The 19,993-nt window shown below is 37.3% G+C and carries 17 protein-coding genes and 1 other annotated feature; of the genes, 2 read left to right on the forward strand and 15 right to left on the reverse strand.

What is annotated here, in order from left to right; translation table 11 throughout:
* Positions 1-55: 55 nt before the first annotated feature.
* Complete coding sequence (locus RK01_RS10270) at positions 56-1,306, reverse strand: sugar ABC transporter substrate-binding protein (RefSeq protein ID WP_016173219.1); 1,251 nt, start codon at positions 1,304-1,306, stop codon at positions 56-58.
* A 278-nt stretch (positions 1,307-1,584) separates the two neighbouring features.
* On the opposite strand from RK01_RS10270, the gene RK01_RS10275 reads away from it, so the two are divergent.
* Positions 1,585-3,204 carry a glycoside hydrolase family 13 protein gene (locus RK01_RS10275; protein WP_016173220.1) on the forward strand — a complete coding sequence of 540 codons (1,620 nt, stop codon included), beginning with the start codon at positions 1,585-1,587 and terminating at the stop codon, positions 3,202-3,204.
* A gap of 78 nt (positions 3,205-3,282) precedes the next feature.
* Here the strand turns inward: RK01_RS10275 and RK01_RS10280 are convergent, their stop codons facing one another.
* From RK01_RS10280 to opp3b, 8 genes are all read right to left on the reverse strand, one after another.
* Positions 3,283-3,990: a hypothetical protein gene (locus RK01_RS10280; protein WP_016173221.1), complete on the reverse strand. Its 708-nt coding sequence runs from the start codon at positions 3,988-3,990 to the stop codon at positions 3,283-3,285.
* A gap of 371 nt (positions 3,991-4,361) precedes the next feature.
* Positions 4,362-4,607 carry a GlsB/YeaQ/YmgE family stress response membrane protein gene (locus RK01_RS10285; protein WP_034864752.1) on the reverse strand — a complete coding sequence of 82 codons (246 nt, stop codon included), beginning with the start codon at positions 4,605-4,607 and terminating at the stop codon, positions 4,362-4,364.
* Positions 4,608-4,793: 186 nt separating this feature from the next.
* Complete coding sequence (locus RK01_RS10290; RefSeq protein ID WP_016173223.1) at positions 4,794-5,684, reverse strand: SDR family oxidoreductase; 891 nt, start codon at positions 5,682-5,684, stop codon at positions 4,794-4,796.
* Positions 5,685-6,067: 383 nt separating this feature from the next.
* The gene (locus tag RK01_RS10295; RefSeq protein ID WP_016173224.1) at positions 6,068-7,168 is read right to left on the reverse strand and encodes an RNA-guided endonuclease TnpB family protein; all 1,101 of its coding nucleotides are present in this window, start codon (positions 7,166-7,168) and stop codon (positions 6,068-6,070) included.
* A 181-nt stretch (positions 7,169-7,349) separates the two neighbouring features.
* Positions 7,350-8,309, reverse strand: coding sequence for an ABC transporter ATP-binding protein (locus tag RK01_RS10300; protein ID WP_016173225.1), 960 nt, complete (start codon positions 8,307-8,309; stop codon positions 7,350-7,352).
* A gap of 12 nt (positions 8,310-8,321) precedes the next feature.
* Positions 8,322-9,365 (reverse strand): ABC transporter ATP-binding protein, encoded by a 1,044-nt coding sequence (locus tag RK01_RS10305; RefSeq protein WP_143139799.1) that lies wholly within the window; start codon positions 9,363-9,365, stop codon positions 8,322-8,324.
* A 2-nt stretch (positions 9,366-9,367) separates the two neighbouring features.
* Positions 9,368-10,411 carry an ABC transporter permease gene (locus RK01_RS10310; protein WP_016173227.1) on the reverse strand — a complete coding sequence of 348 codons (1,044 nt, stop codon included), beginning with the start codon at positions 10,409-10,411 and terminating at the stop codon, positions 9,368-9,370.
* A complete protein-coding gene (gene opp3b / locus RK01_RS10315) occupies positions 10,411-11,352 on the reverse strand; it encodes an oligopeptide ABC transporter permease (protein ID WP_016173228.1) in 942 nt (313 codons plus the stop codon). The genes RK01_RS10310 and opp3b overlap by 1 nt, the downstream gene beginning before the upstream one ends.
* Positions 11,353-11,620: 268 nt before the next feature.
* Between opp3b and RK01_RS10320 the strand changes: the two genes are divergently transcribed.
* The gene (locus RK01_RS10320; protein ID WP_016173229.1) at positions 11,621-11,962 is read left to right on the forward strand and encodes a DUF3899 domain-containing protein; all 342 of its coding nucleotides are present in this window, start codon (positions 11,621-11,623) and stop codon (positions 11,960-11,962) included.
* A 133-nt stretch (positions 11,963-12,095) separates the two neighbouring features.
* On the opposite strand, the gene RK01_RS10325 is transcribed toward RK01_RS10320, so the two are convergent.
* The 6 genes from RK01_RS10325 to RK01_RS10350 form a co-directional block, all read right to left on the reverse strand.
* On the reverse strand, positions 12,096-13,763 hold the full coding sequence (locus tag RK01_RS10325; protein WP_016173230.1) for a peptide ABC transporter substrate-binding protein: 1,668 nt from the start codon (positions 13,761-13,763) through the stop codon (positions 12,096-12,098).
* Positions 13,764-14,094: 331 nt separating this feature from the next.
* Positions 14,095-15,318 (reverse strand): peptidase T, encoded by a 1,224-nt coding sequence (gene pepT / locus RK01_RS10330; RefSeq protein WP_016173231.1) that lies wholly within the window; start codon positions 15,316-15,318, stop codon positions 14,095-14,097.
* 11 nt (positions 15,319-15,329) lie between these two features.
* On the reverse strand, positions 15,330-16,979 hold the full coding sequence (locus RK01_RS10335) for a peptide ABC transporter substrate-binding protein (RefSeq protein WP_016173232.1): 1,650 nt from the start codon (positions 16,977-16,979) through the stop codon (positions 15,330-15,332).
* 130 nt (positions 16,980-17,109) lie between these two features.
* Positions 17,110-17,341: a binding site (T-box leader), on the reverse strand.
* Positions 17,342-17,614: 273 nt separating this feature from the next.
* Positions 17,615-18,118 carry a cysteine hydrolase family protein gene (locus RK01_RS10340; protein WP_016173233.1) on the reverse strand — a complete coding sequence of 168 codons (504 nt, stop codon included), beginning with the start codon at positions 18,116-18,118 and terminating at the stop codon, positions 17,615-17,617.
* A 145-nt stretch (positions 18,119-18,263) separates the two neighbouring features.
* The gene (locus RK01_RS10345) at positions 18,264-19,034 is read right to left on the reverse strand and encodes an ABC transporter permease (RefSeq protein ID WP_016173234.1); all 771 of its coding nucleotides are present in this window, start codon (positions 19,032-19,034) and stop codon (positions 18,264-18,266) included.
* Positions 19,027-19,962, reverse strand: coding sequence for an ABC transporter ATP-binding protein (locus tag RK01_RS10350; protein WP_016173235.1), 936 nt, complete (start codon positions 19,960-19,962; stop codon positions 19,027-19,029). The genes RK01_RS10345 and RK01_RS10350 overlap by 8 nt, the downstream gene beginning before the upstream one ends.
* Positions 19,963-19,993 lie beyond the last annotated feature (31 nt).

The raw sequence follows: 19,993 nt of genomic DNA on the forward strand, positions 1-19,993 counted from the left end.
GAAAATTGGTGGACACAATTTAACTCTTTTTAGATGTTAAATTTTTACACCACACTTATTTGTTTAAAGTAGCTTCTGATTCTTGATTGAAAGCGTCCATTTCTTTTTGAACGTCGGCGCCACCAAGATAGATTTGTTCGAAGTGTTTCAAGTAGTTTTGCGCGATTTCTTCAAATTCAGGAATTAAAGGCATTGGTTCAGAATTTTGCAATTGTTCATTAAAGACGCTGTAAACTGGATCAGATTTTAAAGAGTCATCTTCCCAAGCTTTTAAAGCTGTTGGTAGGGCATCTGTTAATTTCATCCATTCTAATTGATTTTCAGGACGTGCCATAAATTCGATGAATTTCGCTGCATCATCTTTTTTCTTAGAGTATTCAAAAATTGTTAAGTTTGAACCCCCCATTGAAGAAGTGTTATTTTCTTTTTTCGGTAATGTCGCGATTGCCCATTTACCCTCTACATCTTTCACTGTATCTTTCACTGTTTTTGCCATCCAAGGACCACTGATAAACATTGGTACCATAGCATCATCACCAGAGAATGTTTGCGATACATCTAAACCTAAATCTTCTTTTGGTGAGTAGCCTTTTTGGATAAAGTCATTTAAATAAGAAACAGCATCTACAAAAGGTTTTTTGTTAAAAACTGGTTTGCCATCTTCTAATAGTGGAGAGCCATTTTGACGAGCAAACATAAAACCTAGCGTTTGTTCTTTACTGTCAATGTTGATACCATATTTATCATCACCTCGAGCAGCTAATTTTTTTGCTGCATCTTCTAATTCTTCCCACGTTTTTGGTGCTTCCTTGTAACCAACTTTTTCTAAAACATCGGTACGGTAGAATAATACGCGGGTCTCAGCTGCCCACGGAATGCCGTAATATTTGTCGTCAAATTTTGTTGTTTCAACAGAACCATGATAGAAGTTTTCAGCTTTTAAGTTATCGTATTTTTCAATGTACTTGCTCATATCTGCTAGAGCGCCAGCTTTTTGGAATTCCGGCATCCAAGTTGTTCCCATTTGTAAAACATCTGGGCCACTTTTAGAAGCAACGGCTGTTAACAATTTGTCATGGGCATTTGACCATGGAATCGACTGTATTTTTACTTCAATTCCAGTTTCATCAGTGAATTTATCCGTCATTTTGGATAACTGTTTCACTTCTTCTCCCATGCCCCAAATATTTAAGACTTTGTCATCTTTAGCAGAATTTCCGCCTGAACCTGACCCACAGCCTGCTAGAACACCCAAAGTCATTGCTGCTGTTACACCCAATAAACAAAGCTTTTTCGAAATCTTCATCTTTCTTCCTCCGTATTTCATTTTTGGTGAAACGTTTCTACGAACAGAGTATATAACGCCATCGTTTAATTTGCAACCGTTTTCTACATTTTTCTATAAAAAAACTTTCTAATACGCTTATAAACGGCTTTAAATAAGCATTTATCAAAAGTTAAATGACAATATCTTAATAAATTTACACCTTTTAAACTTTTTCATGTTAAAATTTAGCTGAAAATATTTCACCGATCAAGAAAAACGTTTCACTAAATTTATATTTATTTGGAAGGAGTTTTATAATGACTTTAAAATGGTGGCAACAAAGTGTTTTTTATCAAATTTATCCCCGCAGTTTTCAAGACAGTAATCATGATGGCATTGGCGATCTTAACGGGATTACCGCGCGCTTACCTTATTTAAAAGAATTGGGTATCGATGCGATTTGGCTCTCACCCGTTTTTGCTTCACCCAATGTCGACAACGGTTATGACGTGAGTGATTACTGCGCTATTATGCCAGAATTTGGGACGATGGAAGATATGGAAGAATTAATTACAGCAGCTAATAACATGGGCATTAAGATCATCATGGACTTAGTGGTCAATCATACTTCCAGTGAGCATCCTTGGTTTAAAAAAGCTTTGGCAGGAGATCCACATTACAAAGACTATTATATTTTTCGCTCTGATAAAAAAGGTTTACCCAATGACTTAAATTCTTTTTTTGGAGGTTCTGCCTGGGAATACGTTCCTGAAAGAAAAGAATATTATTTTCATTTATTTGCAAAAGAGCAACCGGATTTAAATTGGGAAAATCCTGCGGTTAGAAAAGAAGTTTGGCAAATCATGAATTTTTGGCTGCAAAAAGGAGTTGGCGGCTTTCGTTTGGATGTGATTGAATTAATCGGCAAAATACCTGATCAAAAAATTATTGGCGATAGTCCTTTGCTACATCCTTATTTACAAGAAATGTATCGTGAAGTTTTAGCAGAAAAAGATGTCGTCACGATTGGAGAAACAGGGAGCGTCACCCCATTAACCGCCCCTTTGTACACTGATCCTAATCGCAAAGAATTGTCGATGGTTTTTCAATTTCAGCATATGGCACTAGATGAGGTTCCACAAACTTCAAAATGGAATTTGAAAAAACTCGACGTAAGCGAACTAAAAACCGTTTTATCCCGCTGGCAAACCCAATTGCCTGCCACAGCATGGAATAGTTTATTTTGGAGCAATCACGATCAACCTCGAATTTTATCTCGATGGGGCAATCCCGACTGCTATCCGGTTGAAAGTAGTAAAATGCTGGCAATTTTGCTTCACATGATGAAAGGAACACCTTTTATTTACCAAGGGGAAGAACTGGGGATGACCAACCAAGAAGTAAGTGACATCAAGCAATTAGACGATATTGAAAGTATAAACTACTATACAAAAGAACGAGCAAACAACACCAAAACAGCAAAAATTTGGCAGGCAATTAATACCAAGGGACGAGATAATGCGCGTACTCCAATGCAGTGGAGCGCAGCGCAACATGCGGGATTTACCACTGCAAACGTAACCCCGTGGTATCCTATTAACCCCAATTACACTACCATTAATGCCGCAGCGTGCTTGCAAGACAAAAACTCTATTTTTTATACGTACCAAAAGCTAATCCGCTTAAGAAAAGAGCAGCCATTAATTGTCTGGGGCGATTATCATTTACTGAATACCGCTGAGACTATTTTTGCGTATACGCGCAGCTATCAAGGTGAAACTTGGCTGATTTGTGCCAATTTTTCTGCTTCAGAGCAAACACTTTCTCTGCCTTATACAGCAAAACAAACAATTATCACAAACTATCCTTCTACGTATTGTAAATTAGAGCAATTAACACTGCGTCCATACGAAACTTTTGTTGTTAAATTACATTAAAAAAAAATGACCTCGGTTTAACACACGAGGTCATTTTTTACTTTTTATTTCATTTTTCCATTAATGAACTTGAACAAATTATTTATCAGAAACTTTTTTGTACAAATCATCACGGTGTCCAGATGTTGCGAGCGTAGACAATTCTTTTGAAGCCATGTGGTCAAAACCTTTTTCTTTGGTATCTGTTACTCCCCATACACCAGATGAAAATGGTGTTTCCATGTCTCCTGCAGAAATGTTTTTAATAGTTACAACATACATATCATCTTTCAATGCTACTGTTGCTTGCATAAATTTGTCGCTATCCCCATATTTCAAGGAACCGTCATCTTTTGAAACCATCATAGCAGTTGTTTCATTTGGTGCAGCAAACAATGCGACATCTTTAGTAATATCCATTGTCATATTATCTTTAAAGGTATCTTTATTTAATGAAATACCATCTTCAGATTTTGGTGCAAAATACCATCCTTTTTCACCTGAAGCTGCATGCATAAAGGCAAAGTGTAAGTATTCTTCTTTGTCAGAAACCGGAACTTTGAATTCTACTGTTTCACCTGGACGTGTTGCGCCAAGAACTTTTTTATCATCACTATTATAATTTCCAATAATTTCACCAGCTTGATATTGCATCTTAGCTGCACTAGACATTGAAGTACTTGAACTCATTGCCGTACTTTCATCTGCTTTTTGTTGGCTTGAATCTGTTTTAGTTGTGCCGCAACCTGCTAATAATAGACTCAATGAAACTGCCGCAAAACCACCAATAATTACTTTTTTGATCATAACGATCATCTCCCAATCTTGCTTATTTGGTAGTACTTCATGAGTCTATTCTTAAATATTTTTATCGTCAAAACATCCGCTTATAAAACCAAACCACATCAACACAAATAAGAAGCAACTGGGAGGAGATTCCCAACTGCTTCTTATTATTTCTGCATAAAGACTGCTTCTAAAAAGCTGTTCTCATCCAATTTAAAAGCAATTAAAGGCGGTATTGCCTCCGGTTTATAACAAAAGAAAACGCAGTTAACAAAAAAATACTAGCAGTCTGGCCTTAAGATAAACTTAAAATTTCAATCCGCGCCACACAAACTGACAAAAAGTAAAAATGCGTTAACTTTATGTTAACTTTATTATGAAGCTTTTTCACTTTAGGCTTTTCTACCAAAAAAGAATGATACAACTGCCACTAAGATCACTGCGCCAACAATAGAAGGAATAATTGCCATACCGGCTAAAGAAGGCCCCCAATTTCCCAAAATAGATTGCCCAAGGGCAGAACCTACCAAACCTGCTACAATATTTGCAATAATTCCCATTGAACCACCTTTATTTGTAATCGCTCCTGCGATTGCCCCAATGACACCACCAACGATTAATGACCAAATTAAACCCATTCTACTCACTTCTTTCCTTAAAATTTATGTTGCATTTAAATAATTGCATTTCTTTTCCTACTATTAGCATACCGTCTTCTGAGAAATTTTAAAAACAAAACGGCTTATTTTCATCTTTTTTCTGCAATCTATTTTTTATTTTAGAAAAAATGAGCAGTCTAGTAAGACTGCTCATTTGTTACTCGTTTATAAATTGATGGCTTGGCCACCTGTGACGCCATAAATTTGGGCTGTCACATAACTGGCTTCATTTGAAGCTAAAAAGACATAGACAGGCGCAAGTTCTACTGGCTGGCCAGGTCTTTCCAACAAGCTATCATCCCCAAAATCTGGTAAATCTTCTTGAGGTTGACCTTCGTCTAATTGTAGCGGGGTCCAAATAGGTCCAGGAGCTACACCATTTACACGAATCCCTTTTTTGGCTAATTGCTTAGCTAAACTAACAGTAAAACTTGCAATCGCCGCTTTCGTCGCTGCATAATCCATTAAATGTGGACTTGGGTCAAATGCTTGAACCGAAGTGGTGGTGATAATGGCACTACCAGCTTTTAAATGCGGTAGCGCCGCTTGCACGATAGCAAACATCGAAATAATATTCACTTGAAACGTATCATAAACTTGTTGCATTGGCATTTTTTCAATATCTTTTTCGTAGATTTGCTGTGCCGCATTTAAAACCAAAGTATCCAATCCTCCCAGGTCGGCCACAGCTTTTGCAATAATTTTTGCTGGAGCATTTTTATCCCGCAAATCATATGGCAGTAAGGTGATTTTTCGCCCAGCTTTTTTGACATAGGAAACAACTTCTTCAGCATCTTTTTCTTCCCCAGGGAGAAAATGCAGCGCAATATCTGCTCCCTCACGTGCGTAAGCAATCGCGGCTGCACGCCCGATACCTGAGTCTGCACCTGTGATTAAAACGCGACGATTCAATAAGCGGGCATGTCCAACATAGCTTTCTTCACCACAGTCGGGTTTTTCAGGCATATTCTTTTGCGTAGCAGGCGTCTTTTGATTATCAGCAGCTGTTTTACTAGAATAAATCAAACGTGGATCTTTTAAGTTAGGTTCTTGCATGTGTGTCCCTCCTTTTTCTTCCATATAAAAAGGATACGATACATTGCTATTTTTTTGAAATGATAAGCGGTTACAAATATTTCAGACTAGATTTGCCTTTTTATAAGCAAAATAAAAAGCCCTAAGCCAAGGTCTTCTCCCTTGTATTAGAGCTTTTATTGCTTCTTTAAAAGAAGCCGGAATGGTTAATCATAATTAGTGAGCGGATTCCTAGAAACAAAAGTGTCAACACTTTTTATATACCCAAGGCGAACCCTGGAGCTCCTTCCAGTTTTACAAAAATAGTTATTCTTTTTGTAACGTATTTCGCTGGCAAACACTTGATTAAATCAGTTTAAATCAATTCATTATAAAGAAAGTGCGCTAGAATTCCTGTGCCAGTTTTATTTTCCATTAGTAGGACAAATAAAAACCAGCTCTTTTTCATACCACTCGGCCTTATATTTTAATTTTAAAAGCAACCGATTCCAATCACTTAAAGTAAAATTATCCTCAAAACTTGGGAAAACAGTGGTGTGTTTACTTTTTTTTACGGTTTTAGCCGCTTTGCTTTCTTTATTCTCCCGCAATTCTGGCGGTTTTGTGATAATAATACAATCAAACTGACGCAAAAGAGCAATAGAAAGTTGTTCGGTGAAATCCTCTTTTTGTTTCAGCTTGTGAATATACAATTGTTGCACCTGGGATTTTTGCTTTTGATAGTTTTTCGCTTGTTCTAGTTTAGCATTGCGGCGTTGCGCACTCTTAGCCCGACAACTAAGTCGGCGTTGCGCTTTTTTTAGTTTTTCTAGAACTTGGGTTTGGCAAAAGGTGGGTATCCCCACAATAGGTTTATTCGTCACCACCAAGCCTGTTGGATCGTAGGCAATTTCAATTTCACTGCCCGTTTTGGGTAATGCCGGAATGTCTTCTTCACATAATAAAGAAACATAAAATTCTTGCCGATTTTTAGCTGAAATAGTTGCTGAACGAATTTTCCCTGCAACGCTGCGATGTTGATGCACTAAAACTTTGCTTTTTAACTTAGGAAGCTTCAAACCGTCTTCTGCTAGGTAAATAGTATGTCCTTGATTATTCGTCGTATACGACTGCCAAGCACTTTTCTTACTTTTTAACTTGGGATAACTGGCACGACCGCGATAATAATTTTGAAAAGCTTTTTCCAAATTACGCTGTGCATTAGCCAAAGCTAAGCTATCTGTTGCTTTTAAAAAAGGATAATCTTTTTTTAACTTAGCTGGCGTCATCTTCTGTTTTTGTAAACGTGCTGAAGTACGTTCTTCAACAGTTTTGCCACTTTCTTGCTGTCGTAGTGTTAACAGCATATTATACGTAAAACGAACGCAGCCAAAAGTCTGAATAAAAAAATGTTTTTGGGCTTCGTCAGGATAAAGCGCAAATCTATAAGCCTTTAATGTCTTAATTGGTACCTGCCTCCCCTCACTGATTATTCCTTCAGTTGTGGCGGCTTTTCGTAGGAACATTCCCCTTGCCCTACTTAACCTGACCTAACAAATTTTCTCATCTTACAAAAATACTTTCTAAATTCATTAGTACGAGATTTAAGCTAGCATTTATATCGGTTTCGTAAATTTTTTGAAATTTTGACTTATCCCCAAAGAACACAAAGGAAAACGTTAACCCTCCTACAAAGCTCTTTTTTATCTAAAAAGCAGCTTCAACTTGGCCTTGTGTTAATTTCCGCTGTAATTTTTCTTTAAAAAGCGGAATTTCATCTTCTGAACAATACACATAATGTCCTTCAGCAATTTCGTGCATTCCCCTTTGTTTTCCGTCATCTGGTTGGGGTTGATACTTGATGCGTTTACGATTACGTTCGTGATCTGGATCAGGTAATGGGATTGCTGACAAAAGACTTTCTGTGTAAGGATGAACACCATAATTATAAATGGCATCGCTCGTTCCGACTTCTAATAATTTACCTAAATGCATAACCCCAATCCGATCACTGATATGTTTCACCATAGATAAATCATGGGCAATAAATAGATATGTTAAATTTTGCTGTTCCTGTAAGTCTTGTAACAAATTAACAACTTGTGCTTGAATGGAAACATCCAAAGCCGAAATTGGCTCATCACAAATAATAAATTTTGGTTTTACCGCTAAAGCACGGGCAATACCAATCCGTTGTCGCTGCCCACCGGAGAACTCGTGAGGATAACGGGTGCCATGACTGGGATTTAAACCAACTGTTTCCAATAACTCATCCACGCAGGCATTGCGTTCTTTTTCATCTTGCGCAAGCCCGTTTATATCAATTCCTTCTGCAATAATATCCCGCACTTTCATACGAGGATTTAAAGAAGCATAAGGATCTTGAAAAATCATTTGTACGTCGCGCCGAAATTCTTTTAAACCTTCTTTGCCTTTAATTTTCATTACATCTTGACCATCAAAGTCGATTTCTCCGCCAGTAGGTGTGTTTAAACGGATAATCGTCCGCCCGGTTGTTGATTTGCCACTACCGGATTCTCCCACTAAGCCAAAGGTTTCACCTTCGTAGATGTGAAAGCTAATATCATCTACTGCTTTGACTTCATCTTTACGCCCCACATTGAAGTATTGCTTCAAATGATTTACGTTTAACAAAACTTTTTTCACGCGGCTACCTCCTTAGGCATTTTGTTTTTCTTTGAAAATTTCCCAACGACGGACAATCTCTGCCGGTGGTGTTACTTTAGGAGCTTGTGGTGCCAATAGCCAGGTGGCCGCCTTATGCGTTTGGGAAACTTCAAAGTAAGGCGGTGCTTGCTCCGTATCAATTTTCAAAGCAAATTCATTTCGAGGATAAAAAGCGTCCCCTGTTGGTGGTTGTAGTAAATCTGGTGGTGAACCAGGGATGGCATATAAGCGCTCTTCATCCCCTTCTAAAGTCGGCATTGAACCCAGTAACCCCCATGTATACGGATGCTGTGGATTATAAAAAATTTCTTCTGCCGTTCCGACTTCCACAATCCGTCCACCATACATTACAGCCACCCGATCGGCTACGTTTGCTACCACGCCTAAATCGTGGGTGATAAAAATAATTGAGGTATTAATTTTTTTCTGAATATCTTTCATTAATTCCAAAATTTGAGCTTGGATTGTGACGTCTAAAGCTGTTGTTGGTTCATCCGCAATAAGAACTTCCGGGTAACAAATAAGCGCAATAGCAATCACTATCCGTTGCCGTTGCCCACCAGAAAATTGATGAGGATAGTTTTTCAAACGTTTTTCGGCATTCGGAATACCCACTAAATTTAATAATTCTAATGCAGAAGCCAATGCTTCTTTTTTAGAGACTTTATTGTGAATAATCAAAGACTCTGCAACTTGTTTGCCAATAGGCATCGTCGGATCTAAGGAAGTCATAGGATCTTGAAAAATCATAGCGATTTCCTTACCCCGAATTTTTTGCATTTCTTTTTCCGTTTTTTTGACAATATCGGAATTTTTAAAAAGAATCTCCCCGTTATCGATATTTGCATTACTTGCTAGAAGTCCCATAATACTGCGAGTGGTTACCGATTTACCAGAACCAGATTCCCCCACAATCGCCAGCGTCTCTCCTTTATAAAGGTCAAAACTAACATTGCGAATTGCGCGAACAGTTCCCGCATAAGTATCAAAGGAGATTTCCAAGTCTTTAACTTCTAATACTTTTTCTGGCATCATCATCACTCTTTCATTTTCGGATCAAAGGCATCACGAAGACCATCAGCTAATAAGTTGAAGGCAATCATGATGACTGACAACGTAACTGCTGGTACCCACAACAGGTAAGGCAGATATTGGAAGGTTTTGTAACCATCGCTTAACATTGTACCTAATGAAGCATTCGGCGGTGTCAAACCTAAGCCAATGAAGCTCAAGAAAGCTTCAAAGAAAATCGCCGTTGGAATACTAAACATCATCTGTACAATAATAACACTGGAGATATTGGGTAAAATATGTTTAAAGGCAATTTTGAAATTACTTTCGCCTAACGTTTGAGCAGCCAAAACAAATTCTTGATCTTTTAATTTTAATGTTTGCGCCCGCACAATCCGCGCCATTGGAATCCAGTTGGTGATTGCCATAGCTGCGATGATCGACGGGATCCCTGGTTCAAAAACAACCAACATTAAAATCATTACGACTAAATTGGGAATACCTGAAAGAATTTCCAAAATTCGTTGCATCAAAGTGTCGACAGTGCCACCTTTTAAACCGGAAATTAAACCGTAAGTAACACCAAAAATAATATCAAACATCGCTGCAATAAAGGCAATCAATAATGAAACTCGTGTCCCCATCAGCAGACGACTCAAAACATCACGACCTAAGCCGTCAGTACCAAAATAATAATTTAAATTATCCGGGACATTTGCCGCTGCATATTTATCAACCAATTGTCCGCCCACCATCGCTTTTCCGTTTAAACCATTGATATTAATCCCAGGAATGCGAGGCGGTAAATTCATGTAAGCAACATTTTGTTTGGTTGGATTATGAGGTGAAAAGAGAATCGAAATAATGGAGACAAAAATAATCACTACCAAAATGGCCATACATATTACTGCTGCTTTATTTTTTCTCAGGCGCCGCCAAGAGTCTTGTAAGAAAGTCAAAGACGGCGCAGCGATCATTTCTCGTTCTTTAATGGTACTGCCGTGGTACAACTCAAATTCTGACGCTGGGATTTTGGCAATCGTATCGTATTTAGGTTTTACATTTTCCATTAGCCTTTACTCCCTCCTGACACGCGGATTCGTGGATCAACAATACCGTATAATAAATCAACAACCAAAATGACGATGATTAACATTGCCGAATACAAAACTGTTACCGCCATAATTGTAGGATAGTCATTAGTGGTAATTGATTTTACAAATTGCTCTCCTATACCAGGAATAGCAAAAATATTTTCAACTACCAAAGAACCTGTCATTAATGCTACTGCCAAAGGACCTAATAAGGTCATTAATGGGATTAGACTATTTCGCAAACCGTGCTTAAAGGCAATTTCCCAACGGCTTAGACCTTTTGCACGTGCTAATTCTACATAATCACTATGCATAACCTCTACCATTTCCGTTCGAATAAATCGAGCCGAGTCAGCCAAAGGCGACATCGCCAGTGCGATAGTTGGCAAAATGGTATAAGCAAAACCTTCCCATTTGGCGATTGGTAAAATGTGTAATTTTATTGCAAAAACATATTGTAGTAAAACAGCAAAGACGAAGTTGGGAATAGAGCGACCTAAAATTGCAATTAAAGTAGCTAACGTATCCACCCATGTATTTTGTTTCATAGCAGAAATTGTCCCTAAAATAATTCCAATTAAAGTCCCCAGTAAAATTGCCTGTATCCCTAACTGTAAAGAAGGCCCCACGCGACCAGCCAATAACGCGGCCACTGGTTGATTCTTAAATTGAAACGAAATTCCAAAATCACCTTGAAGTAAATTTTTCAGATAGGTTCCATATTGCACAATAACTGGTTTATCCAAACCCATTTGTTTGTTTAGCAACGCAATTTGATCTGGGCTCAAACGTTCCGCGTTGGTATACGGCGTCCCTGGTAACATTTTTGATAAAAAGAATGTGATCGTTGCAATCAACCACAGCGTTACCAGCATAAAAAACAACCTTTTTAGAAAATATTTGAGAAAGTCATTCAAATTATTTCTCCTCCTAATAAATAAAAAATGCAGTAACAAAAACGTGTACAATCCAAATTAATCAACAATTTATTTTTCTTTCAGAAGCAAATTTAATTTCACTAAAGCGATAAAACCAAGGTATGATACTTTGCTGCCATTTTGAAAACTCTTTTGACTTTGGCAAATGGATTCGCTAAAGTAAAAGAAAAGCTTTGAAAACTTGAATTGCTCTTAAGCAATAAGACGCCATCTGACAAGTTGAAAAAGGATAAACAAGGAGTTTACTATGAAAAAATATCGTCCCTATTTTATTTCCATTCTTATCTTCGGTATCGCCATCATTTGGGGGCTTGTTAAAAATAATTTAAGTCTTCTAACGTTATCTGACACCCTCTTCATGCTGGGATTACCTTTTTTGATTGTCGGCATCTTGTTATGGGTTTTTTCCTCTGGCTTCTTCGATACTTTTCAAAGATCCATGCATGAAGCGCTGGGAAGAAAGCAAAAGAAAAAAGCTAACTATACGCCTTTATCACAAGTTGGCGATGGCGTGTATGGCTTCTGGTTGAAAATTGCCGGCGTGATTTTCGTCTTATCGCTGATTTTTTTGATGCTAAATAACTTTTAATAATTATTAATTTCTAAAACACCAATCACCTTCTAAAAATAAGCAAATAGTTGCAAGAGGCTGGCAGTGCCAGCCTCTTTTTACTATTTAATCATTTGATGATGTTTTAAGTGTTTGTTTTTTGTTGTGCTTATTATTCTGTTACATACGTCCATTTGTAATCCCATGAAGCACCGGCAGCGTGGTGTACGATACCTTTTACTTTCGGATTAATCATGTGGCCTTCTGCCTTTTGGTAAACACCAATTACCCCAGCAGTTGAGCTGATAATTTTATCTGCTTCTTGTAAGTTTTCCCAACGTTTAACCGGATCACCCGCATTTGTTGTGTTAGACTCTTTGACTACTTTGTCATAGTCTGCATTTGACCATTGACCGCGGTTATAAGAATTACCTGTAACAAACAAGTCTGTGAAGCTTGATGGATCAGAATAATCAGCACCCCATCCACCTAATACCATATCGAATTCACCATTATTTGAACGGTCAAGACGAACAGAAAACGGTACTGGTGTTGGTTTAATTTTGATACCCTCCAACGTTTCTTCCAATGTACTTTGCAAGTACTCTAGCACTTTTTTGGTGCCGTCATCGTCAGAAGCCACGATATCAAAAGTAAAACTGTCTTTACCCAGTGCTTTTTTCGCTTTTTCCCAATGATCTTTGGCTTTTTTCTTATCAAAACTTACCAAATCACCAGCTTCTTTAGTGAAATCTTCATTGGTTTTAGGATTTTTAGACATATCCGATGGAATTAAACCAGTCGAGGCAACAGAACCGTCCCCTAATACTGAATTTACAATTGCATTTCGGTCAATCGCGTACGAAATTGCTAGACGTAAATCTTCATTCATAAATGGTGAATCTTTTTTCCGTTGATTCAATTCAATGTATGAAGTTCGCGCTTCTTTTACAGATTGGAAAGCTTCTTGATTTGCATTTTGTTGTGCTAATTCACCACTTAAAATTGCATCATCTGTTTGGCCGTCATTGAATAAATTCAAACCTGTTGAAGATTCTTTTACAACACTAACTTTAACAGAATCTAATTTCACTGTATCTTTATCCCAATACGTATCATTTTTCTTATATTCCCACTCTGTATCTGTTCCCGGACCATCAAACCCTGCTAAAACAAAAGGTCCGTTATAAACTGACTGATCAGATTTTGTTGCAAATTTGTCGCCATTTTTTTCAACAACTTTTTGCGGTTGCGGGAAGAATGAAGGGAAAGCAAATAAATAATCCATGTAAGGTGTAGGACGTGTTAACGTAATTTCTAATTCGTAATCGTTAACTGCTTTAATCCCTAATTCAGATTTATCTTTTTTTCCGGCTGTAATTTCAGCTGCATTTACTACTGGTTCATAAAGATATGCGTACTCTGAAGCGGTTTTTGAATCCACTGTCCGTTGCCAACCAAAAACATAATCAGATGCTTTAACAGGTTCCCCGTCAGACCATTTTGCATCTTCTCTTAATTTAATTGTATATTTCAAACCATCTTCACTAACCTTCGCTTCTTCAGCGGCGCCTGCTGGAACTGGCTTGCTATCTTTGTCTAACCGATAAATTCCTTCGTAAACATTGTTTAACGCAGTGAAACTAATCGTGTCTGTTGCAAGTGATAAATCAGCACTTGGCATTTCTTGTAAGACAGATACTCTAAACTCTTGTTTGTCCGCTTCTTTACCAGAACCGCCTGCAGCACTGCTGCCATCTGTTGTGCCGCCGTTACTGCCGCATGCTGATAACACAACACCGCAGACAGCAATAACACCGAATAATGATGTCTTTTTCATTTTCATTCCCTTTACCCCTTGTCTTGTATTGAATTTTCAGAATATTTAACATTTTCTGAAGTTAACGAAAATTTTAATCAATAATTATTAAAAAAGCAACACTTTATTCATAAAAAAACAAATATATATAAATATTCTGATAATTCAAAAAACAAAGAGTGATTTATTTGTAAAAAAAATACTCACAATCAAAATTCAGAAAACTAGGATAAAACGCAGATTTTCCATTCAATTTATTTGTAAAATACTTCAAATTAATTTGTTTAATTGATTAATAACAAGCGGTTTAAATAAATTGAAAAAGCTATAAAAATTTTCAAAAATAACTAAATTATTCTGCTGCAGCTGCTACTTTAACGATTTCAATAATCGTATCGCGCGCTTTTTCCATTGCTTCTAGGGTAATAAACTCATATTGTCCGTGAAAATTTTCACCCCCAGTGAATAAATTCGGCGTAGCAATCCCTTTGTAGGAAATCTTCGAGCCGTCTGTTCCACCACGAAACGGGGTGATAATTGGTTTTATGCCTAAATTTTTCATGGCAGCAAGTGCATAGTCCACGACACGCGGTTCTTGGTCAATTATTTCTTTCGTATTGTAATATTGATCAAACAATCGATAAGTAATACGAGGATACGTAAACGTTTCATTCAATTTTGCAATAATGGCTACGAGTTCTTCTTTACGGGCTAAAAATTTCGCATGGTCGTGATCTCGAATAATATAATCCAGCGCTGCAAATGAAATATCTCCCTGGAATTTATTTAATAAATAAAATCCTTCGTAGCCTTGTGTTAATTCCGGTACTTCTGCTTGTGGCAAGTGACTGTCAATGGCTTCACCAATCTTAATCGCATTCACCAACTGTCCATAAGCCGTACCCGGGTGAACGCTAGTTCCTTCAATTGAAATTTCAATTTTGGCAGCATTAAACGTTTCATACTCAAAATGTCCAACCCGCCCACTGTCGATAGTATATGCAAAGTCTACCGGAAAATCTGTCACCTCAAAATTATCTGCCCCTTTGCCAATTTCTTCGTCCGGACCAAAAGCTACCCAAACATCTCCGCGCTCTTTTAAGGGAATTTGTTTCAAATGACGTAAAGCATCGATGATTTCAGCAATTCCAGCCTTATCGTCGGCACCTAAAAGGGTCGTGCCATCCGTTGTAATCAGTGTCTCTCCTATATAATCTTTCAAATTTGGAAACTGTTGTGGGGATAAAACAATCTTTTTTTCTGCATTTAAGATTACCTCTTGCCCCTTGTACTGGTGAAACACTTGTGGACGAACATTTTCTGCATTAAAATCTGCCGTGTCTACGTGAGCAATAAAACCAATTGCACTCTTTTTTGGATTACCTTTTAAAGCACCAATCACAAAACTATTTTTTTCAAAATAGGTTACTTCTTGTAAACCCAATTCTTCCAATTGCTCTTTTAATTGCAACGCCAAGTCAACTTGACCGGGCGTTGTCGGAATTGTAGTCGCTTTTTCATCTGAACGGGTATTCACTTTGACGTATCTCAAAAAATCTTCCAATAATTGACTCATTTTTTACTCCTTTACTTTACAGAGGCTGTCCGTAAATTGAAATAATCCCCATAGGCATGAAAAACAATGCCTTTTACTTTTTGATTGATTAAATAATTTGAAGCACTTTGATACAATGGAACTTGTGCTGCGTCTTGGTCTAGCAATATTTTTTCTGCTTCTTTGTAATCTTTAAAGAACGCAGTTGGATCATTGGCATCTACTGTGCGGGCTTTTTCGACTAAATCCGTGTAAGACTTGCTATCGTAACCACCATAATTATAAGAGGAACCTGTTTTGTATAAGTTGAAGTATGAATCCAATTCACTTGATCCTGCAATCCAACCAGAAACTGATAACTCATAGTTTCCGTCTGTTCGCGATTGATTCAAATTCACTTTTGGTTGTTTATTAATCGTAATTTTCAAACCAGGTAGTGTTTCTTGTAATTGACTTTGTAAATATTCCCCAATTTTTTCACCATTATCATCATCAGTCACTAATAATTTCAATTTCAGCTCATCGCCAATAACCGCTTTAGCTTTGTCCCATTCACTTTTGGCTGCCTTGGTGTCATACGTGTTGTAATCACCGCTATACTTGCGGAAATCTTCATTTGTCTCAGGATTTTTATATAAACCTGTTGGAATTAAACCATTTAGCGGTGTGGCACCGTCATTTAATACATTTTTAGCCAGTTGCTCTTTATTAATTGCAAGTGCAATTGCTTTTCGAACGTGCACATTTTCTAACGCTTTATTCGCCTTTTTATTGAAATCTAAAAATTGATTGGCTACGTCTTTTTCTGTTGTTAAGCGGGGATCGTTTTTAAATTGTTCTACGTATTGACCACTAATCCGTTGCAAATCTAGTTCACCACTATCTACAAGTTGAATACCCGTGTTTTCTTCTTTAATAGTGGAGCCGTGAACCTCTGCCAATTTGACATCTTTTTTATCGTAATACGCATCATTTTTCACCAACGTCCACTCGTCACCGGTTTGTTTCCAATCTTTTAATTCAAAAGGTCCGGTATATAAAAGATCTTCACTAGTACGAGCATAATTATCTTTTTTCTCGGTTACAAATTTTTCATTTTGAGGTGCTAGCCACCCAATTGATACCACGGACAAAAAGGAAGGTTGGGCTTGTTTTAATTGCACTTCAAATGTTTTTTCATCCGGCGCTTTTAACCCAATCTCATCAATTGCTTTTTTACCTTCCCGGATATCTTGACTATTGATTACATTATCTAATAAATAGGCATTTGGTCCCATTGTCTGAGGATTTACCAACCGTTTCCAAGCAAAAAGAAAATCATTTGCTGTTACTTTTTCACCATTACTCCACTTGGCGTCGTCTCTTAAGGTGAAGGTGTACGTTTTTCCATCTTTACTGATAGCAACTTTTTGAGCCAATGCAGGAACTGGCTGACTCTTGTCATCAAAACGATATAAGCCTTCAAATAAATGTTGTACCACTGTAAAAGTTACTTTATCGGTGGTTTGCGTGGTATCCAGCGTACTTAAAGGTGCCGGAAAACTGACACTAATTTCTTGTTTTGCTGCTTGTTTGGTTGCAGAACTTGCGCTTTTACTTGTCGCACCACCTGACGTGCACCCTGCTAATGTTAATGCCGCCAAAATTCCTGTTGCCACCAAAATACTCTTTTTCCTTTTCATCTTTCCAACTCCTCAACTTGATCTAGATACTGCTAAATTTACTTTGCTTAAAAAATTCACTACCTTGAGATGAAATCTGTCAAAAAACAAAAAAAAATCTCCATCCCTTTGCTTGTCAAACTATGACAAACAAAGGGACGAAGACTTTTCGCGTTACCACCCTTATTCATATTATTCTCACGAATAATATCTCAACGGTACCTGTTGATACCCGGCAAATTAACGATTGCTTTTCGTTCAAATAGCGTAAACCATTTGAAATACTCAGAGCTCATCTTCACTAAATTGCGCAATGTCCTTTCCCACCGGCCGGACTCTCTGAAACTGCTCGTTTTAGCTACTCTTCTCTTCAACGTATAAATTCTTTAATTGATTGTTAGCTTACTTAGGTTTTTATTATTTGTCAACAAATTTTTTTGTAAAATTTTTAAAAATCGGAATATTTCCGGACATAAAAGAGCAAAAAAAGCTATTGAAACAAAGAACGCGCGTAAAAAAGAAGGAGAAAAAATTTTTTAGCACGTTGAAAAAATAGCACGCATAAAATAAGGCCGCTTGCTTTTATTTTTAAATCTCCCTGTCTACTCCTTAGTAAAATACCACAAGTTAAGACGGCTATAGCAAAAATGCCCCATTTAAATAAACGTCAAAAATCGTCCATCCCAAATTTTCTCATAAAACGTAATGTTCTGTGTGGCTGTCATAAATTCATTGTCATAGGTAGTAGACATGTTTTTTTGCATCCGCAAATCATACCCCATTCCGTGGGCAAACTTAATGGTTGCATCGATACAATATTCCGTTTGCGCCCCACAAATTTCTAGCGATTTCACGTTATTTTTAGTCAAGATACGTGACAAATCTGTTTGATAAAACGAATTGGCATGGGTTTTATTTACAAAGTGACTTTTCATACCTATTTGTATTCCTGACAGAATTTCCCAGTCAAAAGAGTTTTTGCGTAATGTAGCATCTTGGTGTTGTACAAAAATAATGGGTAGTTCTGCGGTGTGATAGAACGCAATGCGCTTATTTACTGCTACCACCAATTCTTCTAAATGATCAATCTGCTTGCCTTCAGCATGGCAAACGCCATTTTGTAAATCAATGATTATGAATGCGTCACTTAATTGTTCCACTATCCCCACTCCTTTTTATCATCTTATGTCAAATGTTATTTTTTGCAAAGTTTTTCGACTTTTTTATTGTAAATAGCGGCCATAAAAAAGACAAAGGGGTATCTGCGTAAAGCAAGACCCCCCTTTGTACTATAAAAAGATTTTATTAGCTGCGTAAACCTCTTCCACGACTAATTAAATAATAGCAAACCGCATAAAGTACTGCGATAAACAGGACTAGAACAAGCAGTGAAAATACCACCGATACATCCGTAGTGCCTAAAAATCCATACCGAAAACAAGAAATCATGTACACAATCGGGTTGATTTTAGATACTGCTTGCCAAAAAGGCGGCAACATCGAAATCGCATAAAAGACCCCACCCAAATAGGTTAATGGTTGTAAGACAAATGTTGGCACAATGGATACATCATCATAGGATTGGGCAAAAACACCATTAATTAAACCCGCTAAGGAAAATAAAATGGCTGTCATCAGCAAGGTCAAAACCACTAACAACCAAGAGTGAACATGTAAGGGGACAAAAAATAAAGATATTATCGTGACCAACGTCCCTACTAATGTACTACGACCTATTCCGCCGATTACAAAGCCCCAAATAATAATGTGCGCTGGCACTGGTGCCACCAATAATTCTTCAATATTCTTTTGAAACTTTTGTGAAAAGAAGGAAGAAGAAACATTCGCATAAGAACTCGTAATGGCAGACATCATAATCAAGCCTGGAACAATAAATTCAATATAAGAAAATCCTCCCATATCCCCAATACGTCCACCAATCATCTTGCCAAAAATAATAAAATACAAAGAAGTTGTAATGACTGGTGGAACCAAAGTCTGCACCCATATACGCAGATAACGATTGGTTTCTTTCACGGCAAGACTTTTTAATGCTGTAAAATATAGACTAAACATGATGCTCCTCCAATCCATTTTTATCTTCTGTAATCTTTAAGAACAGTTCTTCCAAGCGATTGGATTTATTTCGCATCGACAAAATTTTGATACCTTGTGCGCTTAGTTGCTGAAAAATTTCATTCATTCCTTGCTCCCTCTGCACTTCTACAGCTAATGTGAATTCGTCTTCTAAGGTAGCTTTATAGCCTTTTATCACAGGAGCGTGTTCAGATGGTGCTAAATCCAAAATAAACGTTTCATACTGTAACTTGGCTAAAAGCGACTTCATACTGGTATTTTCAATCAACGTACCAGCTTGAATAATGCCAATGTTTCGGCAAAGCATTTCTGCTTCTTCCAGATAATGTGTCGTTAAAATAATTGTTGTACCACTTTCATTTAAAGCAGTTAAAAAAGCCCACATCTCTCTTCTTAATTCAATATCCACCCCAGCAGTAGGTTCATCTAAAATTAATAAACGTGGTTCGTGCATCAATGCTCTTGCAATCATTAAGCGCCGTTTCATCCCTCCTGAAAGCATTCGTGCCCGCTCATTTCTTTTTTCCCACAAATTCGATTGCTTTAAATATTTTTCACTACGTTTTAACGCTTCTTTACGGGAAACGCCGTAATATCCTGCTTGATTGACCACAATTTGTTGCACTGTTTCAAAGGGATTAAAATTAAATTCTTGTGGAACCAGCCCAATTTGTTGCTTGGCTTTATCTAATTCTTTGTCCAGATCATAACCAAATACTTTTACTTGACCAGAAGTTTTATTGACAAGAGAAGTAATAATTCCAATCGTCGTGGATTTTCCAGCACCATTTGGCCCTAAGAGGGCATAAAAATCACCTTGTGCTACTTGCAAATCAATTCCTCGCAAGGCCTCGACACCTGTACTGTATACTTTTTTTAAATTTTTTATTTCAAGTGCATCTACCATTTATTTGTTCCTTTCATCATAAAACATTGTT

This window comes from Enterococcus dispar ATCC 51266, from assembly GCF_000406945.1.
Lineage (GTDB): Bacteria > Bacillota > Bacilli > Lactobacillales > Enterococcaceae > Enterococcus_C > Enterococcus_C dispar.

Excerpts from the sequence above, each read along its gene's own strand:
- RK01_RS10275 (WP_016173220.1), top strand. The coding sequence starts at position 1,585 with ATGACTTTAAAATGGTGGCAACAAAGTGTTTTTTATCAAATTTATCCC.
- RK01_RS10295 (WP_016173224.1), bottom strand. The coding sequence starts at position 7,168 with ATGTTCCTACGAAAAGCCGCCACAACTGAAGGAATAATCAGTGAGGGG.
- RK01_RS10305 (WP_143139799.1), bottom strand. The coding sequence starts at position 9,365 with ATGATGCCAGAAAAAGTATTAGAAGTTAAAGACTTGGAAATCTCCTTT.
- RK01_RS10270 (WP_016173219.1), bottom strand. The coding sequence starts at position 1,306 with ATGAAGATTTCGAAAAAGCTTTGTTTATTGGGTGTAACAGCAGCAATG.
- RK01_RS10290 (WP_016173223.1), bottom strand. The coding sequence starts at position 5,684 with ATGCAAGAACCTAACTTAAAAGATCCACGTTTGATTTATTCTAGTAAA.
- RK01_RS10335 (WP_016173232.1), bottom strand. The coding sequence starts at position 16,979 with ATGAAAAGGAAAAAGAGTATTTTGGTGGCAACAGGAATTTTGGCGGCA.
- pepT (WP_016173231.1), bottom strand. The coding sequence starts at position 15,318 with ATGAGTCAATTATTGGAAGATTTTTTGAGATACGTCAAAGTGAATACC.
- RK01_RS10285 (WP_034864752.1), bottom strand. The coding sequence starts at position 4,607 with ATGGGTTTAATTTGGTCATTAATCGTTGGTGGTGTCATTGGGGCAATC.
- RK01_RS10320 (WP_016173229.1), top strand. The coding sequence starts at position 11,621 with ATGAAAAAATATCGTCCCTATTTTATTTCCATTCTTATCTTCGGTATC.
- RK01_RS10310 (WP_016173227.1), bottom strand. The coding sequence starts at position 10,411 with ATGGAAAATGTAAAACCTAAATACGATACGATTGCCAAAATCCCAGCG.
- RK01_RS10280 (WP_016173221.1), bottom strand. The coding sequence starts at position 3,990 with ATGATCAAAAAAGTAATTATTGGTGGTTTTGCGGCAGTTTCATTGAGT.
- RK01_RS10345 (WP_016173234.1), bottom strand. The coding sequence starts at position 19,034 with ATGTTTAGTCTATATTTTACAGCATTAAAAAGTCTTGCCGTGAAAGAA.
- RK01_RS10350 (WP_016173235.1), bottom strand. The coding sequence starts at position 19,962 with ATGGTAGATGCACTTGAAATAAAAAATTTAAAAAAAGTATACAGTACA.
- RK01_RS10325 (WP_016173230.1), bottom strand. The coding sequence starts at position 13,763 with ATGAAAAAGACATCATTATTCGGTGTTATTGCTGTCTGCGGTGTTGTG.